Raw genomic sequence first — 21,201 nt, forward strand, 5'->3', positions numbered from 1 at the left:
CACGAGTGAGATCCTTTTTTGTGTCATTCGTTTATACATTTGAATATTCCGCTTCAAAACGCTTAGATTTCTTTACAGTGGATAATATTAATACTCCAATACCTAGAAGAACAAGGATAAGACCAAACCAAGATAAAGGTGACATCGCTTCACCCAACATAAACACACCTAACATTGTTGCAGTCAGAGGTTCTGCTAGGGATAAGGTTACAGCAGTTGATGAATCAACATTAGCTAACCCTCTAGCAAACATGAAATAAGCGATACCTGTTACAATGACGCCTAAGTACAAACCAGTGATTAATCCATCAGATGTGAAAACCCAAGTCGCATGGAAGATAAATAAAAATGGCGATAACATTAATCCACTAATCGTAAATACTACTGCCACAGCAGGTAGGGCCGGAATACTAGAAACGACTTTCTTATTTATTATTGTATAGCTTGCAAAGCTCAATCCTGCACCAAGTGCGAGTAAAATCCCTCTAGGATCTACTTGGGTCGTACCTTGATTCGAGAATAGAAGAATCACTCCAACGACTGATAGTAGGGTGGAAATCCACCATGTTTTGCTTGGCTTCTTTCTTAAAATTATCATCTCAATTAAACCTGCGAGAACCGGAGAACTACCTATGGCTACGACTGTCCCAATCGCAACACCTGTTAAAGATACAGCTGAAAAAAAGAATGGCTGAAATAGTGCCATACATAAAGCTGCACCAATGACTATTTTATATGGAATTTCATTAAGTCTTAGTCTTCGAGTGGCTAAGACTAACATTAGCAAGAATCCTCCACCTATAAATAGTCTGACTGCACCGATCGAAATGGGATGTACCTCACTAGGTGCTAAGGCCTGTGCAGTCCCAGCCGTACCCCAAAGAATCGCTGCGAATAATATGAGCAGTGGGCTCAAAATTTTAATCATATTAATCACCTCATAAAATTTCTATTACGAGTATCATATCTCGTTACATAGAAACTTTCCTTATAGTTTTAAACATATGATTTATCTTTTCTTAAGCTCTTTAAAAGCATGAGGTGACATGCCTTGTGCCTTTACGAACCAGCGTGTGAACGACGACACATTATCATAGCCAATTTCTCCCGCAATTCGTGTGATAGTCCAAGATGAGAATTGTAAGAGTCTTTTAGCCTCTAATAAGCGCAATTCATCTAAATACGCTTTTACACTTTTCCCCGTTTGTTTTTTAAACCACTTCGAATAGTATGCAGGATGATAATTTTCCTCAGCAGCCAACCTTTCAATACTGACCCTATCTTTATAATTTTTATGAATGTAATCAATAGATTTTGGTGTAGTTGTATCTAACTTATCCACTACATAATTGGTTAAATTTGCAATCGCATTATTTGCTGTTTCGTTCATTAATAATTGTTTTACTGATGCCCACTGCGTATTCATCTCAACATACATATCTCTCGTTTCACCTGGTAACATATTATTTGGAATATCCAAGACTAAAAACTCATTCTGATCAGTTGAGTGAAAGGTATGTTTACTTTTTGGAGCTAAATAGTAAACATAGTCTGGTGTTAGTTTCACCTGTTGCTCAATCGTCTTTAAATCCATTGAGCCATACAAAGGAAATAATAGCTGTCCATGTTCGTGAAAGTGTGATGTGACGTCATTCGTGTAAATTCTTTTCTCACAGGTAATATCTAAAGTCATGGTCCTCCCCCTTTATTACGAACAAATCTTGCGCTTTGTTTCATCAAATCATAATTGAACAATAAACACCATTTTTTAGACTTATTCATAAAAATTAGGCTATCCCCTTGGATAGCCTATTTATGAAACTTATTTATTATTGTTGTCTTCACGCATCTTATCGATTAATTTTTGCATTTCATCGATATAGTCTTCTTTTTCTTCTTCAGTCTCTTCGATGTTCATATCGCCTTGTTCTTCTTGACGTTTCATCTCATCGACTTCTTTTTGAGTAATCACTTCACCATCTGGTGTCATATATTTCTTATTCATATTACGCGTTTCTTTGTCGATATAACTATAGAAAATAGGAATGACAAATAGTGTGAAGAAGGTACTACTTACAAGACCTCCGATTACAACTATACCCATCGGTGCAATCATTTCTCCGCCTTCGCCAATACCTATAGCAAGTGGTAACATACCTAGTGCTGTCGTTAGGGCTGTGATTAGTATTGGACGGAAACGATGTTGCACACTGAGTTCAAGTGCATCAATTGTTGGAATTCCTTTTTCTTTCTGCTGATTAGTATAATCCACCAGCAATATGGAGTTATTGACCACAATACCCAGCAACATGATAATACCGACAAAGGATACAATACTGAGTGGACTATTCGTTACAATCAGTCCGAGCGCAATACCAATGATAGTCAATGGCATTGCAATAATAACAATGAATGGATGTCTGAATGACTCAAACTGAGCTGCCATAACTAAGTAGATAAAGACAATCCCTAGGACAATTGCAAGAAGGATTTGTGGAATGGCATCTCCAAGCATTTCTAAATCTCCACCCACTGAATAGTGTGTATCATCACTAAAGTCTGCATCATCTACTATATTTTGGACATAGGTACCCGCTTCATTTAATGACATAGAAGAATCGTAGTTTACTGTGAGTTCGCTAGTTTCTTCCTGACTATCTCTATTAATTAACGGTAGAGTTTCAGTTTCAACTAACTCTGCAACCTCACTAACCTGAACATATTCACCTTCAGCATTAGCAATTTCTAGATTTCTAAAGTTATTTACACTTTCTAAATAACTATCTGGGTACTTCACATTTATCGTTAAGAAATCATTTTCACCTTCTACTGTAGAAGATTCTATACCATTGGAAGCTTCATAAAGTGCTTGACCAATTTGAGCTGGCTGTAAACCATTCTCTCTAGCCGCTTCACGGTTAACATTGATCTGCATCTCGGAAACTAGATCTTCACGACTAGATGTCACACTGTCAATCTGATCATCTTCTTCTAAAGCACTAATTATTGCTGTTTCTGATTTCTTCAATCTTTCTGAATCATCATCAGATACATTCAACATCAAGGTATTCGGTTCTGATGACATACCTGATTGAGACATAGGAATCACATTGATATCAGCTGATTCATCTAGGGATTCCACATCGCTTTCAATATCTTCTATGAATTCATTTGTCGTCACATTACGCTCATTTTGACTAACAAGCGTTGCCGTAACACTAGCCTTGTTTGTCTCTTCAGTCATCGACATCATTGGTTGAGAAGAGCCAACGTTACTAAGGTACATATCAATTTCAGAATAATCTTCTAAGTAATTCTCAATTTCTTGCACTGTTTCTAGAGTGTCTTCATAAATAGTACCTTGTTCTTTTTCAATTTCAATCGTAATGGCACCTTCATCACTTTCAGGCATCAAAGTCATACCTTGGTTAAAGATAGCTAGTAAACCTAGTGCCATTAGTATAGTCGTGATGAAAAGAACTAAGAGACGATGTTTTAAGGTCCAACGCGTCGCACGCGTCAACCACTTCATATATGGTCTTTCCTGTCTGACTTTTTCCATGTTCTGTTTAGGTGCGCTTAAAATACGGCTTGCAATCATGGGAACAACAGTTAAGGCGACAAACAACGATGCAAATAAACTAAACACTACTGTAATCGCAAGTGGTGTAAATAGTTGTCCAACTAAACCACTAACAAACACAACCGGCAAGAACACAGCCGCTGTTGTTAAAGTTGATGCAATAATAGCAGATGCAACTTCTTTTGTACCATCACTTGCAGCTTGTTTGGAGTTTTTGCCCATAGATAGATGCCTATATATATTTTCAATAACAACTACAGCATTATCCACTAGCATACCAATACCGAGTGCCAAACCACCTAGTGTCATTAAGTTTATACTTATATCTGTAAAGAATAATAGCGCAAAAGTTGTTATGACTGAGAATGGTATTGCTAAACCAATAATCAGCGGTGCTTTTAAATTTCTAAGAAAAGCGAAGAGTACAACCATAGCAAGTATTGCACCGGAAATAAGTGACGTATAGACACTATTTATTGCAAGATCAATATACTCACCTTCATCATAAAGTGATTCAACTGTTAGGTTACTAAATTCATCTTCAGAAAGTTTTTCTTCAAGAACTTTATTAAACTCTTTATTAACTTGCGACGCATTCGCATCTGAAGCGAGCATCACGTCTATAGATAAGGCGTCACCTTGATTCAATCTTGTGATGGAGTTTGAGTCCTGTGCTTCAACAGATACATCTGCGATATCATCTAGAGTGAGTGTCCCGCCATCAGGTATGTCCGTAATAACTAATTCGCGTAAGGCTTCAACACTGTCAATATTACTAACCGTACGCGTCGTTATAGATGTACGTTCTTCTTCATCGACAATCGTAGCATTTGGTATCGATATGTTATTTGCTTCGATTAATCCTGCCACATCACTCTGGCTCATGTTGACTTCTTCAAGTGCGTCGATATCTAAGTTCACTTGAATCTCTTGAGTCACTGCACCATTCTCAGTGATTGATGCGACCCCTTCGATATTTTCAAGCTCTGTAATTAAGTCTTCCACTTGATCTTGGTAATCAACAACACTTTCTCCTTCAGAAGTGACTGCCAGTTGAATACTAGGCAACATAGAGATATCAAATTCTAAAAAGGACGGTGATTCTGCTTGTTCAGGTAATTCAACTGCATCAATCGCCCTTCTAATATCACTTTCTACATCTTCAATCTGCATATCATAGTCAAATTCCATAATAACAACTGAAGAGTTTTCCTGTGACTGAGAAGAAATATTACTTAAACCATTTATAGACGACAATTCAGATTCTAACGGTACTGTAACGTCTTCCATCACTTCCTCAGGCCCAGCACCTTGGTAAGTTGTTGCTACCGCGGCAATAGGAGGTTCAATCGGTGGCATTAGCTGCAAAGGGAGTCTTGTTAATGAGACTGCACCTAAGAGCATAAGTATTATCATAACGACGATTGTAAATTTAGGTCGTCTTATAGAAAAATCAGATAGCTTCAATTATTTTTCGCCCCTCATTATTTTTATTGTATTTGTATGTATCCAACAACGTGTTGTACAATTCTATATATTAAACTAAAAAACATGTCTATATCAATCAACAGTATGATCCGCAGTGTCGGAAAAGAAAAGGTGTGTCTATATTGTTACAAAAATCACTTACAAGAGAAAATTTAATTGAAGCATTCTGGGAACTTTATAAAGATAAACCCATCGAAAAAATCACTGTCAAAGAAATAACAAATCGTGCAGGCTATAATCGTGGAACATTTTACGCATACTTCAAAGATACTTATGAAGTACTTAAAGAGATTAAAGAGTCTATTATGCCGAGTAAGGACATGATTATTTACCCGATTCAAAGAATAGAGAAGAAGGAAGACTTAATCTTTGATACGCTCAGCCATTCCAATGATTATTTCATGGAGAACCAAGAGAAGATAATCGTTTTACTTGGACCTGAAGGTGATCCCTCCTTTGTTCATGAATTAAAAATACGCACACGTGAAATACTAATGGAATACCTAAACGGTTCGGATATTAACGAACCAGAAAAAATTCAATTTATTATTGAGTATCACATGTCAGCCATCATTGGTGTATTCCAACTTTGGGTAGAAAGAGGGTCAACCTTAGACCAAATTGAATTAGAAAAACTCATAGAAGATATTTCACAGGATGGTGTAATAAGCATCCTACAGACCTTGATTAGTAAATAACCTATTTGTAACACTATGCGTTATAAAATAACGCATCTAGATGTATTGATGTAACAGGTTTCTGTAAAAATCATCCTGACCAATTATAACGACCCTATCACATATTTGTTCAATTTCATTCATGTCATGAGAGGTATATATTATAAGCACCTCTTGCTCTTGTGCTAATTTCTTTAAGAAACCTCCAATCTCTATACGAGATTTCAAATCAATACCTGCTGTTGGCTCATCCAATAGTAATAGTTTCGGTTCATTAATTATGCTAACAGCTAGGTTTAATTTTCTTTTCATTCCACCAGATAACTGATTGACTCTTTTATCATCTTGCTTAAGCTGAACTGCTTCAAGTATAGATTTTAATTCCTCTTTTGACCGCCTTGTCTTGGATAGGTTTTCAAAGAACTTCATATTCTCCATAACCGTTAGGTCTTCCCATAGTGCGAGTTCTTGTGGAACATATGCAATGTACTGCCTGAGTGACCGGTAGTGCTTTTTATAATCTCGGTCATTCAAAAGCACTTGCCCGCTATCTTCTTTTAGCAGTGTCGCAAGTATTTTTAACAAGGTGGACTTGCCTGCTCCATTTTCGCCGACGAGCCCAATGACTTCTCCCTTAGATGCAGAAAGATTAAAGTTCTCGAGCACCTTTTTCTTACCATAGCTTTTAGACAAAGACTTAACTTCTAGCATTGCGATTCCTCCCTAAACAAACAGTTAATACTAAGATGGTTACAAACAGCATCACGAAGTTGTTATTATTCTCAACTAGTGCGATAACAGGGTGAAAGTTCGATATTCCATTTAAGAATGGCATAATGATATGAAGTCCTAATAAGACACCAATCAAACCTAGCCCATTTCTATATAGTGATAATTTACTTCTAGAGTAGAATGCAACAATAAATACAATAATATTCACTATAGCTCTGTAGATGAGTAGGCTAACTATACTAACACTCTGATCAAACATTGCCTTAATAATAAGTAATGTGACTAGATCAATCATGTACATTACTATCAGCATAGCTAAAAATGAGGTAATCATAAATGCCTTAAACGAATAGTTTAGATATAAAAAACGTTGTTTTGTCTCGCTCCTTGTTTCACGTGTAACAAATTCAAAAATGAATACCGTTGTTAAAAGAGATACGTATGCCCAGATTAACCAAGGATCGATTGTGCTATCATTTTGTTCCATGGTCTCCTTACCCTTAAAAGTGAAGTTTTGGCTGACTAGGTTAGAGTCCATATCAATTTGATTTTTTGTTTCAAGTATAGTTTCTGATTCTATTGTGGTTTCATTAAACAATTCCATTTCTAGGTCTTGTATTTGCTCAGTGATTCTTTGACTATTTAAGGATTCTTGTATTAACGAGGCAAGTAACTCCTTAACCGTACTGTATGCAAAAGAACGATCTGTATAGTATGTTTCAACCATATTACGCCGCTCACCTGACAAAATTTTATCCTCAAAATCTTCACCAAACACCAAGACACTGTCATATTGATACTGTTCTAAAACTCTTAAAGCATCATCTTTTTCACTGCTTTCAAAATGGTCTATTCTAATATAATTACTCTCTTCTAACCCTTTGATTATCCTATCAGTTTCTTCAACGTCAGCTTCATCAACTACAGCTACTGGCACTCTAAAATCTTCTGATACATTAGAAGTCACGTAGACTGCACCTACCGTTACAAATAACGGTATAAACAACCAAAAAATGAGCTTCAAGCGGTGCCGTTTCAAGAGGATCCATCTCGATTTAATCATATCCATCATGAGACTCTACGCTCCTTTAATAAACCAATGATAAGCATCATCACCAATAGTGTACACAAGCTGAATAACATAATATTAATTTCCATCGTAAATCGTTCATTTAATACAATTTCCTGAAGCCAATTCAGTGCCTGATATGAATAAGTTACGTCAAAGATCCAGTCGAAATATAAAGGGAAGTAAATGCTGGGTATAATCGCTCCTGAAAAAACAATAATGAGTGAAAGCATCATTAATTGTAATATCATCGTTAGTTTATAGCTCTTAGACAACCAATCGATAATAAGGAGCAAGATAACCGTTATTAATAGATGTATGAAAATTAGAATGCCAATTCTCATTAAATTTTCTATGACTAATGCATTTCCGATTAAATAAAGAGCCGTCATCAAAATAAGTACAGAAGGTAGGATCATAATTAGCATCAGAGCAGTTATTTTTGAGATTCCTTGTGCCAGATGTCCTACACCTAGTAGTTTCATTCTTTCACTGAGTCCTGGGTTTTTATCTTTCATTAACATCAGGTACAGTAAATACAGCCAAATAGTTAATAAAATAAACATGCCATTTAATAAGAAGTAAGATATACCTAAACTAAAGTTCTGTGATACTTCTTCTTCATCAACTAAGGTGTCTGAAGAAATAACCTGCACAAACTGGCTCACAAATTCTTGAAAGATCAAATCCTCTCTTTGTTCATCTGACATATCAAATGATTTTGCATAGTGATTCACTGTAAGTACATTGGATTGGGAATTTCTAAGATGTCGAATGAGGGTGTCCAGTACACTTCTAATCATATAACTTTCAAGTTTACGATCTGGATTCCCAGTCACTTCTAGCTGACTTGTTTGCCCCTCCATCATATTTTCTGCAAAATTTTCTGGAAACACAATAAATGCAGACAGCTCGTTATTATCAATTAAAGCATTCGCCTCATCTATATCTAATCGCTCCATCTCTATACCGTCTGTAAAATCAGCTGTATCTGCTAAAGTATTGACGAGCATGTCAGTCGTTTCATTTTCATCCATATTCACTAAACCAATGTTGATATCTTGTTCGTCTACTACTGATAAAACATTACCTAATATCCAGATTAGTAGAGCCGTAAATAGAATTGGAGCAAGTAAAATAAGAGGAAGTGATAGCCACTTCCTCTTAAATCTATGAAGGTCGTTAGCAATGAATACGAGGATATGTCTCATTTTTTTCATTGCTATCGCACCCTTCCTATTATTTAAATTATTGAACACTAGCACCTGTACCGAAGTTTTCGCTAAGCCATGATTCTAGTTTAGGTTCCACTTCTTCAGTAAAGTATGTTTCAAGCTCTTCTTGGTTCATCTTACCAATATCTGTTTCATTTTCTGATGAAGGAATCTCGACCTCATTAACAGACTGACTTTCATGTGCAATGTTTAGAACTGCAGTGTCTCTGGTAATATTCGTACCGTCGTCTGCATATAGTTGGATATCACCTGATGCCTGATCATCTCCATAGTTTGTTGATGACTCCATGTAGATATTAAATGGCGTACTTTGATCAGGGCTAAAGTTATTTACTGTTGCCTCAAGATTCCAAATCTCATTATCTTCTTCTTCAGTTTTCGTTGAGTTAAGGACTAAAATGTCTTCATCCTCAACATTTAACGTCATTACATCCTCATAGCCTGAATCTACTTCGTTTAAATCAAAAGTAAAGTTAACTTTATCTTCAGCAGTACCCAGTGAAACATTGATTAGATTTCCATCTTCACGCACTTCATGTGTTGAGTCCAATTCAATATCTTCCGTTTGCTCATCTATCGTTACGGATACATCTAGATCACGTTGTACAATATTATCTTCATCATCAGTCCAAATAACTGATGTCATACCATTTGGGAACCCGATATCCTCAACATTTTCAGCAGCATCTTTTAGTTGCTGACTTGGGTCTGTTTCAATCTCTTCACCTGCTGGCATACTCATATTCGCTTGAGTCATCTGAGCTTCGATTAATTCAATCAGTCTCTCATCTTCAGACATCTTTGTTAAAAGTTCTCTTAAGAATGTGTGCATTTCTTCTTCTGATAAAGTCATCGTCAGCTTATCTGCATTAACTGTTGTCTCACCGACTGTTATCTCTTCACTTTCTTCTTCAAAGGCTTCGTCTGGTAAATTTTCTTGTAGGAAACTTGAATATTCGTCAACAAAATACTCACGTTCCTCTTCTGTTAATGCATTGGTTTGGAAGAAGGTAGAGAAATCAATATTTTCTTCATTAGGGAACGTTTCAGGATCCATTTGATTTAGAAAAGTCCCTGTATCTTCTTCATGTAAAACTAAGTAATCTTCAATAAATGGTAGCGTAAGACCCATTTTTTCTCCAGTAACATAACCAGCAACATCTTCAATGGTAAACGCACCAACATTTGCATCTAAACCAAATGTTGCGAGTTCTTCGTTAATATCTTGACTCCCAGTTATGTTAATCTCAGCATTATTAATCATTTCTGAGATACCACTTTCTTCTAAGTTAGGATCATTAGTCTCAGCTGTAAGCGTCATGCTCGATTCTGTTGGATTATCCATAGAATTTTCGTACCATTCTAATTCATCTTCAAATCTTTCCTCGAACATTTCAGTCATATTCTCAGTGCTATCCAACTCCGACATAAGGTAGTTGTTCTTAGGTGTATTCACAACATTTTGGTAAACAAAGTATCCACCGATTGCCAGAACAATGAGGGCGCCGACAGAGACACCAAGTATAGTAAATCCTTTCTTACCCATATGCTCATCTCCTTAGTATTCTTATCTTCAATTTACAAGTTTCCCCAAATGAAAACATAATACACATTTTCTTTAACATTTAGTCAAATTTATGTCACTTTTTGTATCAAATATACAATTTCGGGTAAACAGTAGATGAGGTGATTACTTTGTCTTCAATACGTATAATCGGTGCACAACAAAATAATCTAAAAAATGTTAGCGTCGATATTCCAAAACATAAATTAACTGTTTTCACAGGTCGGTCAGGTTCTGGTAAATCATCACTTGTTTTTAGCACACTTGCCGCAGAATCAGAACGTCTGTTGAACGAAACTTACTCAGCATATATTCAAAATCAATTGACTAAATATGAAAAACCAGATGTAGATCAAATTGATAATCTTCCAGTCGCTATGGTAATCAATCAAAAAAGACTAGGTGGAAATTCAAGGTCAACAGTCGGTACCATTTCAGATATATACTCATCAGTTAGATTACTTTGGTCAAGAGTTGGTCAACCTTTTGTTGGATACTCCAATGTGTACTCCTTTAATAATCCCGCAGGTATGTGTCAACGATGCCAAGGTCTAGGTTATGTCGAAGACATTGATTTAAACGAGCTTCTAGATTACAATAAATCGCTAAATGAAGATGCAATTAAATTTCCTTCTTTCCGTCCAGATAGCTGGAGAGGAAAGCGTTACTTGTATAGTGGTCTATTTGATAACGACAAAAAACTTAAAGACTATACAGAAGATGAAATGAATACATTTTTATATACCAAGCCGGAAAAACTCAAAAATCCCCCAGATAATTGGCCAAGAACAGCAGAATTTGAAGGGTTGATTCACCGTTTTAGACGTTCATTCTTACTCAATGATAATTTTGAGAAAAACCGTTTTTTAGAAGATGTTGAAAGAGTTGTCACAAGTCGTGAGTGCCCAGATTGTCACGGCAAGAGGCTAAATGAAGAAGTATTAAGTTCAAAAATAAATGGACTTGATATTGCTGACTTTACAGCCTTACCGATTGAAGATACTGTGCCTTTTTTAAGAGAGCTAAAAAGTGAGAAAGAACAAGTCATCATTGAACCTCTAATCAAACAACTTGAAGTATTGAAACATGTAGGACTCAACTATTTAACTTTAGACCGGGAAACGCCGACTTTATCCGGCGGTGAATCACAGCGCATTAAATTGATTCGCCATTTGAATAGTCCATTAACTGATCTCGTTTATATAATCGATGAGCCGAGTGTAGGGCTTCACCCTGAAGATATACAAAAGATTAATGACATCATGTTAGATATTAGAGATAAGGGCAATACTGTTCTCGTTGTAGAACATGATCCTGACGTAATCAAAATCGCAGATCAAATCATCGATATGGGTCCAGGCGCTGGTCAACACGGTGGCGAAATAATATTTACAGGGAAATATCAAGATATTTTAAGTGCAAATACCCCAACTGCTAGAGCATTAACACACGATCATAATTTAAAAGATAATCACAAGATTGGTAAGAAATTTATCAAATTGAAAAACATTAGCAAGAACAATCTAAATAACGTCAGTGTATCGCTACCTAAAAATGCTCTGACTATTTTTACAGGTGTCGCTGGTTCGGGTAAAAGTACCTTACTTAGAGAAGGGTTCAAACATTCAGATGCTATCATTATCGACCAGCAAGCAGTGCATGCATCAAATCGTTCAAACTTATTAACCTACATGGATATATTTGATGAAGTACGTACAATATTCGCCAAGGAAACCGGACTTTCTAAGAGCATGTTTTCTTATAATTCCAAAGGTGCATGTCCAAATTGTAAAGGGAAAGGCATAATCAAAACTGAACTTGCCTTTATGCCAGATTTCTCTCAAGTATGTGAGGTTTGTAACGGTACCCGTTATAAAAAAGAAGTGCTTGAAGCTAAGGTGAAAGGCTATTCTATAGCAGATATTCTGGCATTGACTGTAGAAGAAGCACTCAACATTTTTAAAAATAACGCTAGCATTATAAACCGTTTGAGTCGCTTACAAGCTACCGGACTACAGTATATGACTCTCGGACAATCCTTAGACACTTTATCCGGTGGAGAAATTCAAAGAGTAAAACTTTCTAAATATCTTGATGCAGATAATAATGAAGAAACTTATATCTTTGATGAGCCTACAACAGGTTTACATGAAGAAGATATTCCAACACTCTTAAATTGCTTTAATCAACTCATCGAAAGAGGAAATACTGTACTGATCATAGAGCACAACCTCACGATGATGACCCATGCCGATTGGATTGTCGATATGGGACCAGGTGCCGGTATAGAAGGCGGAAAAATCTTATTTAGCGGCTTACCTAAAGACCTTCTTAATGTAGATGAATCTGTAACTGCCAAGCATTTAAAGCGTTATATAATGCAATAAAGAAAAGAGCTGAGATATTAATATCTCAGCTCTTTTCTTATTTAAATGTAGCATTTTCTAAGCGAATATATCCTGCTGCATCAAGTTCTATACCTTCTAATTGGTCGGTATTATAGGCGAGCGTCATATTAGGGTGTACCAGCGGTACATAAGGTAATTCTTCCATTAAAATACTATGAAGATTTTCATACTCTGTCATACGCGTTTCATCATCTGTGGCACTTCTTGCTGCTTCTAAGCCAGTATCCACTTCATCATTCTTGTAAAATGCACGGTTTCCTCCAAATCCTTCATTACTACCCAAGGTCAATGAGGATAAAAGATAGTCTGCGTCACCTGTCGATGCTGTAAAACTTAGTAAAAACATATCGTGCTGACCATTACCTAATCGTTCTAAAAATGTAGCCATCTCATATTGCTCAACTTCAATATTGATGTTTAATTCTCTAAGCTGCTCTTGAATATACACTGCTGTATCCACGAGGTCCTGACTATCATTAACCCAAATTGTAGCATTAAAACCCTCAGGGTAAGCTGATTCACTTAGAGCCTGTTTGGCTAAGTCCATATCTTGGCTTAATTCAGGTAACGCTTCTGAATTCCCAAATGCACTTTTCGACACTAAACTATTTGGTATTTCTGCCTTACCATCGTATATACCACTTTTAATTGCTTCTCTGTCGATGGCACTGGATATTGCTTGTCTCACTTTTACATCATTAAATGGCTCACTTTCTGTGTTAAACCCTAAGTAATTTGTTCTAAGTGAATCAGATTCAACTAATTCAGTGTTCGCACTATTGTTAATACGATCAAACATGGCCATATCAACAGGTGTTGTGATATTAATGCCACCTGACTCTAACTCAGCCATCATCGAACCAGATTCTGGGATAATAACGAAGGTGAGGTTATCAATTAAACTATCACCGGCAAAGTCATCAAAGCGTTCGAGTTCTATGTTTTGTCCAGGTGCCCTAGCTTTAAATTTCACATAGTTCGTACCATCTGGATTTGCTGAAATATGCTCGCTTGTAAAGGCTGATATTTCATCAGATAGGGCCGTAAAGTCATCTCCACCTTCATCTCTTAGCTCATAATATTCATCCAAGTTTACATCTGAGCCTGCCTGTTCTAAAGCTTGTTCATAATCGGCATCGATACTTTCTTTACTCATAATACTACCAGCAGTATGTGCTAAGTTATCAGGCAGTGGAGCAAATGGATATCTCGTAATAATATTAAGTTCATGATCGTTAACAATTTCAATCTCTTCAATCATTTCAAACAAGAATTGCGTCGGCGTACCGACACTCGGGTCAACAACACGCTCTAAAGATGCTTTAACATCTTCTGCAGTAAACGCTGATCCATTGTGAAATGTCACGTCTTCTACTAATTTAAAATTCCATGTCGTTTCATCCACCTGTGACCATTCACTAGCAAGACCTGCTTTATGACTCATATCAGGATTTCTTGCAACTAAGGTCTGAAAGAGGTGACGCCTTACTTGGATTCCAATGACATCATTCGTACCATGAGGATCAATCGTCGACAAGTCTTGGTCAAATCCTACAACCACATCCCCTGTCTTTTCTGAAGTAGAACTTCCTTCTCCCTCAACATCGACCTCACTATCATTGGTACAAGCTCCAAGTAATATGACAACAAGAATTACCAAAAACCATTTGAAATTTTGCATTATATGTAACCCCCTTTTAGTTGAATATATAAATTATATACTGAATAGTCAGAAAATACTATCTAATTATGTTCAGTATTGACAATACAACATCCTAATGTTAGGATTTATATAGCCTAGTAATAGGATATTAAAAGAAGGAAGGAGAAATACGCATGATTTCTAGTTTGACACGCATTAATGAGCTTGCTCAAAAGAACCGTACAGTAGGTTTAACAGAGGCAGAAATTGAAGAACGCGCTGAATTAAGACAAGAGTATCTTAAAGAAATTCGTGGTCAGGTTTCTTCTAATATCACTTCAATAACGATTCAAAATGAAGACGGTATAGATGTAACACCTGCTAAATTAAATGTTGAAAAAGTTAAAAACCTTTTAAACGGCCACTCATAGAATTTTAAGCCGCCTTCATCTCTTACGAGATGAGGGCTTTATCTATTTAAAAAGAGGAGGATGTCTTATGTCAGTTCAAGAGAGAGATTTACATTTATATAAGTCATTGATGACTGCTTCAAAAATTCTAAATGATAAAGCAAGAACTCATATTAAGAATCAAGGACTCACATTTGAAAATTTACTCGTAATAGAATGCCTATTTGAGCATGGGCCACATTACATACAAACCTTAAGTGAAAAATTGATGATACCCAGTGGTAGCATTACGTATATTGTAAATAAATTAGAGAAAAAAGGTTTAGTTCGTAGAGAAATACAGGCTGATAATAAGCGCTTTTGTAAGGCGATTTTGACCGACGAGGGTAAATCAGTATTCAACGAAATTCACCCAGTATATACAAAAGATATAAGTGAAGCATTCGCTCACTTGTCAGGTTCAGAAAAATCCGCTTTAGAAGACTTACTAAATATCATATGCGAAGAAAAAAACTGATGGAGGAATCCTCCATCAGTTCTTAATTTAGTTTGAGTATTTTATTATTATTATTTCTAATTTCTTTTAACAAGGTTGAATCACTGATTAGAGACTGACCATAAGATGGTATCATTTCTGATAATTTATCTAACCATTTTTCTTTATAAGCCGGGAAATTTTTGTCGATAATATCTAAGGCAACATGTACCGATACGGAAGCGCCTGGAGATTCTCCAAGTAGGGCAATCACGCTGTGATCTTGTGAGTTTACAACTTCAGTACCAAATTGTATATAACCACGTCCATATTCATTCGTATCTTTAATGACTTGGACCCGTTTACCTGCGATATGCAGATCCCAGTCCTCATCCCTCGCATCAGGTACGAAACGTCTCAATTCTTCCATTCTATTCTCTTTCTTCATGAGTACTTGTTCGATTGAGTACTGTACAAGTGGAATATTCTTCAATCCTGCCGACATCATAGTCAGCAAGTTAAAGCGATTGACTGATTTAAATAAATCCGTGTTAGAGCCATATTTTAAAAGCTTAGGACCGATTGCTGCAAATGGTCCAAATAACAAGCTTTCTTTACCATCAATATAACGTCTATCCAGGTGAGGTACCGTCATTGGCGGCTTACCTTTTGGCTCCTTACCGTACACTTTGGCACCATGTTGACTCACAATATCAGGATTATTACACACTAAAAATGCACCACTAATTGGGAAACCTCCAATATTGCGGCTTTCAGGGATGCCCGTCTTTTGTAGAAGCGGTATCGCATGCCCACCTGCACCAATGAAGATGTAATCAGCAGAATGAAACTCCGTCGCTCCAGTTTCTAAATTCGTCACTTTGACTTCCCATTTCCCATTATCTAAACGACGAAAACCATCAACTTCATGATTGAAGCTAACCGCTGTATTTGGCTGCGCTTGTAGATTCGTTACAAGCTTCCTTGTTAATTCACCAAAATTCACATCTGTACCATAATCCACTTTACTTGCCGCTATACTTTCAGCCTTGTCACGGCCGTTAATCATCAGTGGAATCCATTGGCCGATTTCCTCATGGCTCTCCGTATAGGTCAATCCCTCAAACATCGGTAGTGATTTTAAAGCTTCATATCTATTTTTTAGAAAATTAACGTTCTCTTTTCCCTGTACAAAGCTGATATGTGGGAGTGGACGAATGAAAGACTCAGGTTCATCCAGCGCCTTATTTTTTACGAGATAAGACCAAAACTGCTTAGAAATTTCAAATTGCTCGTTAATTTCTTTTGCCTTTTCAACGTCAATGCTGCCATCTTTTTGTTCTACTGTATAATTTAATTCGCATAAGGCAGCATGCCCTGTACCTGCATTATTAAGCTCATTAGAACTTTCTAAAGCAGGTGCATTTTGTCGCTCGAACATTTTTAAATTCCACTCACCTTCTAGATTTTTTAAAAACGTTCCTAGGGTCGCACTCATAATGCCTGCTCCGATTAATATTACATCTTTAGAATTTGTCATAGTTAACCAGCTCTCTACTTTTTGAATTAAATAAAATATACCGGTTTCCCGGCATATTTTCACATTCTATTATTTAACAATAATGACCGGAATATTCGCGCGTTTCGCTACCTTATGCGTCACATGACCAAGTACATGTTTAATTTGCATTCTTGATCTCTTGTTGCTCATTACAACGATTTCGTAATCTCCATTCTCAATTTCTTTCTTTAGTTCTTGGAGTACTCTACCTGTTGAAAATTTAATTTCGTAATTTAAATCATACTTATCCAGCTCATCCTTGAAATATTGAATGTCTGCTTCTTTCTCCTTAGCAATTTCATCAAAATGTTTCCCGTGAAACTTTACATTATCAGCCATCTCATTTTCTGCAATTACGTTAAACACTGTAATCTTAGCTTCTTTACTCGAACCAGATAATTTTTGAAGTTGCTCAGGAACATTAACAAAAGAGTTTCCAAAGTCAAAAGGTACTAATATTTTTTTATACATATTTACTATCCTCTCTTTTACTTATTTGACGATCATCACAGGTGCGTTGACTCTTTTTGCAATTTTGTGTGTCACATGGCCAAGAACATGCTTGATATCTCTTTTAGATCGTTTATTACTCATCACTATCATATCGTAGTCATGGGCATTAATTTCCTTTAGCAATTGAGGAATAACACGACCAACTTCAAAACGGATTTCATAGTTAAGATTCAGCTTATCTAATTCATCTGTAAAAGATTTTAGCAAATTCTTTTTCTCTTCGACAATCTCATTGAAACGTTTACCATTAAACTTCACATCACTGGACATTTCATTTTCAGTAATGACATTAAAAATAGTGATCATATACGCTTCATCTGGATTCGTTAGCTTTTCTAGCTCCTTAGGTACGTTGTCAAAAGAGTTCCCAAAATCATATGGTAATAAAATATTTTTGTACATACCTACACCTCCCTATATATTTCTATAAGTATAAAACTATTTCTAGACATCATTTATTATCTTCCCTTATAGAATTAATAATATGCATAGAATTGACAAAAAGCATATCAGATTCCAACAGCTTTGAATACGCCTTTAACAGTAAATGTTTCGATAAAATCTGCCATTTTCGAAACGGGCACTACACAACCATCAGTCAACCACTTAAATAAGAGCCCCATATGAGCATGTATCATGTAAGTAATCAGGTATTCTTCATCGACTTCACTTTCAAATTCTACACCAAACTCTTGGCTTTTTACTTTATAAAAGTCAAACATATGATGAGAAAAATATTCAGATAGGGCGCTTGTACCAAGACCAGCTGCAATAACCATGACCCTTTCTCTATTATCCTTTAAATAATTAAAAAATCCTTCGATTGTCTCCTGAAGCTGTTGGTCATTTAGTAGATTGAGACTTTCTCCACTAATATTTTCATACAAAAGACGATCAATATCTTTAATCATTTGGCTTTGATAGCTTGCAATTACTTCGTATTTATCTCTATAATAAGTATAAAATGTTCCACGGTTAATCATTGCTGCTTGACTGATATCCCGTATCGTAATACTTTCAAACGATTTGTCTTTGAGTAAATCCACCATAGCTTGGTCTATGGCACGGAGAGTTTTTTGTACTCTTAAATCTTTTTTCAATTTTAATCAACCTTTCTGGGCAAAGTGTCGGATATCTTACACATTAGTGAATATCGACTATTGAATAATATTGTTTTGTACATATAATGGGTTATTGTACACAGTGTATGATAATTCTACCATAAAAAAAGAGGATGATTTAATGTTTCAAGATTTTAAATTTATATTTAAGAAACCTTTATTAATAGCGACTTTATTTTTCGTTTCTTTATTCCCCGTTATTTATTCCTTAACTTTTCTCGACGCAATGTGGAATCCCTATGATCGTACAGGAGATATGGCCTTTCATATAGTAAATGAAGATGAAGGTACAGAGGATATCAATATAGGTTCCAATATTGAAGAGGAACTGTCGGACAACGATCGGTTCGATTGGAAGTTTACAGGACTTGATGAAGCAAAAGAAGCAGTACAGAGTGGGGATGCTTATGGTTATCTAGTGATTCCATCAGATGCATCAGATAATGCTGCTTCTTTATTAAGTGAACAACCAGAAAAAGTAAACCTCACACTTCACACAAATCCAGGCTATAACTTTATCGGATCAATTATGGCTCAACAAGCAGGTTCAGAATTAGAGAAGAATATACAAACTGAGATTACTAGTACTTATACTTCTAGTTTAATTGATGAAATTGCTCAAGTATCTGATCGTAGCGGCGAAGCTGAACAAGCCATTAATGAACTGACTGAAGGTGCGGTTGCCCTAGATCAGGGACTTCTACAACTTCAAGGTTCTACAGCAGAACTACAAGAAGGTTCAAATACGCTTTATAGTGGTGAACAACAATTTTCTAGTCAACTCAATCAAGCATCAGCCTTACTCGGTAATTACGCTCAACCTATTACTGGTGCACAAAGTCAGTTAGAAAGTGGTGCAGGTGATCTTAATAACGGTATCGGTCAACTGAACAGTGGTGTAAGTGAATTGAAAGCTGGTTCAGAACAACTATCTGGTGGCTTACAGGAAGTTCAGAGCCAATTCCAAGAACTTCAAAATCGCATGGATGAGTCTGGCCTAGTATTTACATCAGAAGGTGCCGATGCAATTACACATCCGATTGAACTGACAACTGAAACATCAGTGGAAACTGATAACTACGCTCAAGGATTTGCACCATTGGTTGTTGCAGTCAGCTTATTTATCGGTGCAATAACGTTTAACGTTGTTTACCCTATCAACAAAATTTTTGATAAGGAAGCTTCCGTAGTCTCAAGATGGATTAGCCGTGGGTTATTATTTATCTCTCACTCCGTACTGATTTCAAGTTCGCTTTATGCAACAATTGTTTGGATTATGCAGATTGATATATACAGTCATTGGAGATTTTACTTTGCCATGATTATGTGGTCATTAGTGTCCATAATAATCATTGCGACAATGGTTACCATATTCGGTAACTTTGGTAAGTTTCTCGGTATTGTCTTACTCATTGTCCAACTATCATCAAGTGGCGGTACCTTCCCAATAGAAACTGCTAATAATTTCTATCAATCACTCTTCGATGTATTACCAATGGCCTTTATTGTTTCAGGCTTTAAAGATGCGATATTTAATCAAGCATTCAACGTAGAGTTCTCTACAGTAATCATTTATCTAGCAGTGATTTCAATCGTTCTTTACTTGATGATCCTACTCGTACTTTGGCTAAAAGATAAATTCCCTGCATATGAAGAAAAAATCAATAAGATGAGTCGTTTTGAAGGATAGTAGGCAGAAATTCTTTCCCAAATTTTTGACATCCTAATGTCAATAGTCTGAAATAATACAGGAATATTTCAATGTTACAAAGCTGTCTCTAACTGTAATTGCATTATTATTGCGTTGTAACATACGTAATCAATTTATGTGATACATTAGTAACTGTCCTAGAGAGACAGTAAAAAATACAGTGCATGTCGACAGAACGACAGTTAAAGAATAGGCATTGAAATTTTAGAATTATTTTTTTGGAGGAAGAAAACAAATGAAGAAAACAATATTAGCAACATCATTAGCTTTAGGTTTAGGCGTAACAGGCGTAGTAGCAGATCAAGACGTAGATGCATCATCAATCAATAAAGAAGAACTTGCACAAACAGTTCAAAATAACCCAGCTGAATTAAATGCAGCTCCAATCCATGAAGGTGCATATGACTACAACTTCACATTAAACAATGTGAACTATGACTTTACTTCAGATGGAACGAACTACTCTTGGGCATACAGTGCTAACGGTAACGCTACTGCGACTAACTACACTAACGAAACTGTAGAAGCACCTAAAGTAGAAGAAGTTCAAGAAGTTGAACAAACAAACAACACTAACTACAACACACAAAACCAACAAGCAGCACCTGCTGTAGAAGAAGTTGAAGTTCAAGAAACACAACAACAAGTATCTGAGCCAGCAGCTCCTGCTCCAACTCAATCTACTTCATCTTCAAATGGTTCAACTAAATCACAATTCTTAGCTGCAGGTGGTACTGAAGCTATGTGGAATAACATTGTTCTTCCAGAATCAAGTGGTAACCCGAACGCAGTAAGTCCAAACGGCTACCAAGGTCTTGGTCAAACTAAAGAATCTTGGGGAACTGGTTCAGTAGCAGATCAAACTGCAGGTATGCTTGACTACGCTGAAAGACGTTATGGTTCAATCGATAACGCTATCCAATTCCGTAATGCAAACAATTGGTGGTAAGATCACCATTATATAACCAAAGAGACTCCAGATGATCTGGAGTCTCTTTTTTGTCAGCTTTTA

The 21,201-nt window shown here is 36.3% G+C and carries 18 protein-coding genes; 6 read left to right on the forward strand and 12 right to left on the reverse strand.

The genetic code is table 11. The annotated features are described in order from the left end of the window. Positions 1 to 31: 31 nt before the first annotated feature. The 3 genes from JEM45_RS07115 to JEM45_RS07125 form a co-directional block, all read right to left on the reverse strand. Positions 32 to 928 carry a DMT family transporter gene (locus JEM45_RS07115; protein ID WP_166626335.1) on the reverse strand — a complete coding sequence of 299 codons (897 nt, stop codon included), beginning with the start codon at positions 926 to 928 and terminating at the stop codon, positions 32 to 34. 81 nt (positions 929 to 1,009) lie between these two features. Beyond that, positions 1,010 to 1,693 (reverse strand): AraC family transcriptional regulator, encoded by a 684-nt coding sequence (locus JEM45_RS07120; RefSeq protein WP_198687174.1) that lies wholly within the window; start codon positions 1,691 to 1,693, stop codon positions 1,010 to 1,012. A 129-nt stretch (positions 1,694 to 1,822) separates the two neighbouring features. Continuing rightward, positions 1,823 to 5,050 (reverse strand): efflux RND transporter permease subunit, encoded by a 3,228-nt coding sequence (locus JEM45_RS07125; RefSeq protein WP_166626337.1) that lies wholly within the window; start codon positions 5,048 to 5,050, stop codon positions 1,823 to 1,825. Positions 5,051 to 5,193: 143 nt separating this feature from the next. Between JEM45_RS07125 and JEM45_RS07130 the strand changes: the two genes are divergently transcribed. Beyond that, positions 5,194 to 5,769: a TetR/AcrR family transcriptional regulator gene (locus JEM45_RS07130; RefSeq protein WP_166626338.1), complete on the forward strand. Its 576-nt coding sequence runs from the start codon at positions 5,194 to 5,196 to the stop codon at positions 5,767 to 5,769. 36 nt (positions 5,770 to 5,805) lie between these two features. On the opposite strand, the gene JEM45_RS07135 is transcribed toward JEM45_RS07130, so the two are convergent. The 4 genes from JEM45_RS07135 to JEM45_RS07150 are packed head-to-tail and all read right to left on the reverse strand — an operon-like array spanning position 5,806 to position 10,330. Beyond that, positions 5,806 to 6,459 (reverse strand): ABC transporter ATP-binding protein, encoded by a 654-nt coding sequence (locus JEM45_RS07135; protein WP_198687175.1) that lies wholly within the window; start codon positions 6,457 to 6,459, stop codon positions 5,806 to 5,808. Continuing rightward, positions 6,446 to 7,552, reverse strand: coding sequence for an ABC transporter permease (locus JEM45_RS07140; RefSeq protein ID WP_026865944.1), 1,107 nt, complete (start codon positions 7,550 to 7,552; stop codon positions 6,446 to 6,448). Before JEM45_RS07140 ends, JEM45_RS07135 begins: the two co-directional genes overlap by 14 nt. Next, on the reverse strand, positions 7,549 to 8,769 hold the full coding sequence (locus tag JEM45_RS07145; protein WP_198687176.1) for an ABC transporter permease: 1,221 nt from the start codon (positions 8,767 to 8,769) through the stop codon (positions 7,549 to 7,551). Before JEM45_RS07145 ends, JEM45_RS07140 begins: the two co-directional genes overlap by 4 nt. A gap of 28 nt (positions 8,770 to 8,797) precedes the next feature. Further along, positions 8,798 to 10,330, reverse strand: coding sequence for a DUF6583 family protein (locus JEM45_RS07150; RefSeq protein WP_198687177.1), 1,533 nt, complete (start codon positions 10,328 to 10,330; stop codon positions 8,798 to 8,800). A 149-nt stretch (positions 10,331 to 10,479) separates the two neighbouring features. Between JEM45_RS07150 and JEM45_RS07155 the strand changes: the two genes are divergently transcribed. Next, positions 10,480 to 12,735 carry an ATP-binding cassette domain-containing protein gene (locus JEM45_RS07155; RefSeq protein WP_198687178.1) on the forward strand — a complete coding sequence of 752 codons (2,256 nt, stop codon included), beginning with the start codon at positions 10,480 to 10,482 and terminating at the stop codon, positions 12,733 to 12,735. 37 nt (positions 12,736 to 12,772) lie between these two features. On the opposite strand, the gene JEM45_RS07160 is transcribed toward JEM45_RS07155, so the two are convergent. Further along, positions 12,773 to 14,437 carry an ABC transporter substrate-binding protein gene (locus JEM45_RS07160; protein ID WP_198687179.1) on the reverse strand — a complete coding sequence of 555 codons (1,665 nt, stop codon included), beginning with the start codon at positions 14,435 to 14,437 and terminating at the stop codon, positions 12,773 to 12,775. Positions 14,438 to 14,592: 155 nt separating this feature from the next. Here JEM45_RS07160 and JEM45_RS07165 point away from each other — a divergent pair, with 155 nt between their 5' ends. Continuing rightward, the gene (locus JEM45_RS07165; protein ID WP_026865949.1) at positions 14,593 to 14,829 is read left to right on the forward strand and encodes a DUF896 domain-containing protein; all 237 of its coding nucleotides are present in this window, start codon (positions 14,593 to 14,595) and stop codon (positions 14,827 to 14,829) included. Between the two features lie 67 nt (positions 14,830 to 14,896). Next, positions 14,897 to 15,325, forward strand: a complete 429-nt coding sequence (locus JEM45_RS07170) for a MarR family winged helix-turn-helix transcriptional regulator (protein WP_026865950.1) — start codon at positions 14,897 to 14,899, stop codon at positions 15,323 to 15,325. 22 nt (positions 15,326 to 15,347) lie between these two features. Here the strand turns inward: JEM45_RS07170 and mqo are convergent, their stop codons facing one another. From mqo to JEM45_RS07190, 4 genes are all read right to left on the reverse strand, one after another. Then, positions 15,348 to 16,823: a malate dehydrogenase (quinone) gene (gene mqo / locus JEM45_RS07175; RefSeq protein ID WP_198687180.1), complete on the reverse strand. Its 1,476-nt coding sequence runs from the start codon at positions 16,821 to 16,823 to the stop codon at positions 15,348 to 15,350. Between the two features lie 69 nt (positions 16,824 to 16,892). Further along, on the reverse strand, positions 16,893 to 17,315 hold the full coding sequence (locus JEM45_RS07180; protein WP_026865952.1) for a universal stress protein: 423 nt from the start codon (positions 17,313 to 17,315) through the stop codon (positions 16,893 to 16,895). A 21-nt stretch (positions 17,316 to 17,336) separates the two neighbouring features. Further along, positions 17,337 to 17,759, reverse strand: a complete 423-nt coding sequence (locus JEM45_RS07185; RefSeq protein ID WP_026865953.1) for a universal stress protein — start codon at positions 17,757 to 17,759, stop codon at positions 17,337 to 17,339. 107 nt (positions 17,760 to 17,866) lie between these two features. Continuing rightward, on the reverse strand, positions 17,867 to 18,457 hold the full coding sequence (locus JEM45_RS07190) for a TetR/AcrR family transcriptional regulator (protein ID WP_026865954.1): 591 nt from the start codon (positions 18,455 to 18,457) through the stop codon (positions 17,867 to 17,869). 142 nt (positions 18,458 to 18,599) lie between these two features. On the opposite strand from JEM45_RS07190, the gene JEM45_RS07195 reads away from it, so the two are divergent. Together JEM45_RS07195 and JEM45_RS07200 are read left to right on the forward strand one after the other, a co-directional pair. Further along, a complete protein-coding gene (locus tag JEM45_RS07195) occupies positions 18,600 to 20,168 on the forward strand; it encodes a YhgE/Pip family protein (RefSeq protein ID WP_198687181.1) in 1,569 nt (522 codons plus the stop codon). A 256-nt stretch (positions 20,169 to 20,424) separates the two neighbouring features. Continuing rightward, on the forward strand, positions 20,425 to 21,138 hold the full coding sequence (locus tag JEM45_RS07200) for an aggregation-promoting factor C-terminal-like domain-containing protein (RefSeq protein ID WP_026865956.1): 714 nt from the start codon (positions 20,425 to 20,427) through the stop codon (positions 21,136 to 21,138). Positions 21,139 to 21,201 lie beyond the last annotated feature (63 nt).

The organism is Jeotgalicoccus sp. ATCC 8456 (genome assembly GCF_016313225.1).
GTDB classification, from domain to species: domain Bacteria; phylum Bacillota; class Bacilli; order Staphylococcales; family Salinicoccaceae; genus Jeotgalicoccus; species Jeotgalicoccus marinus.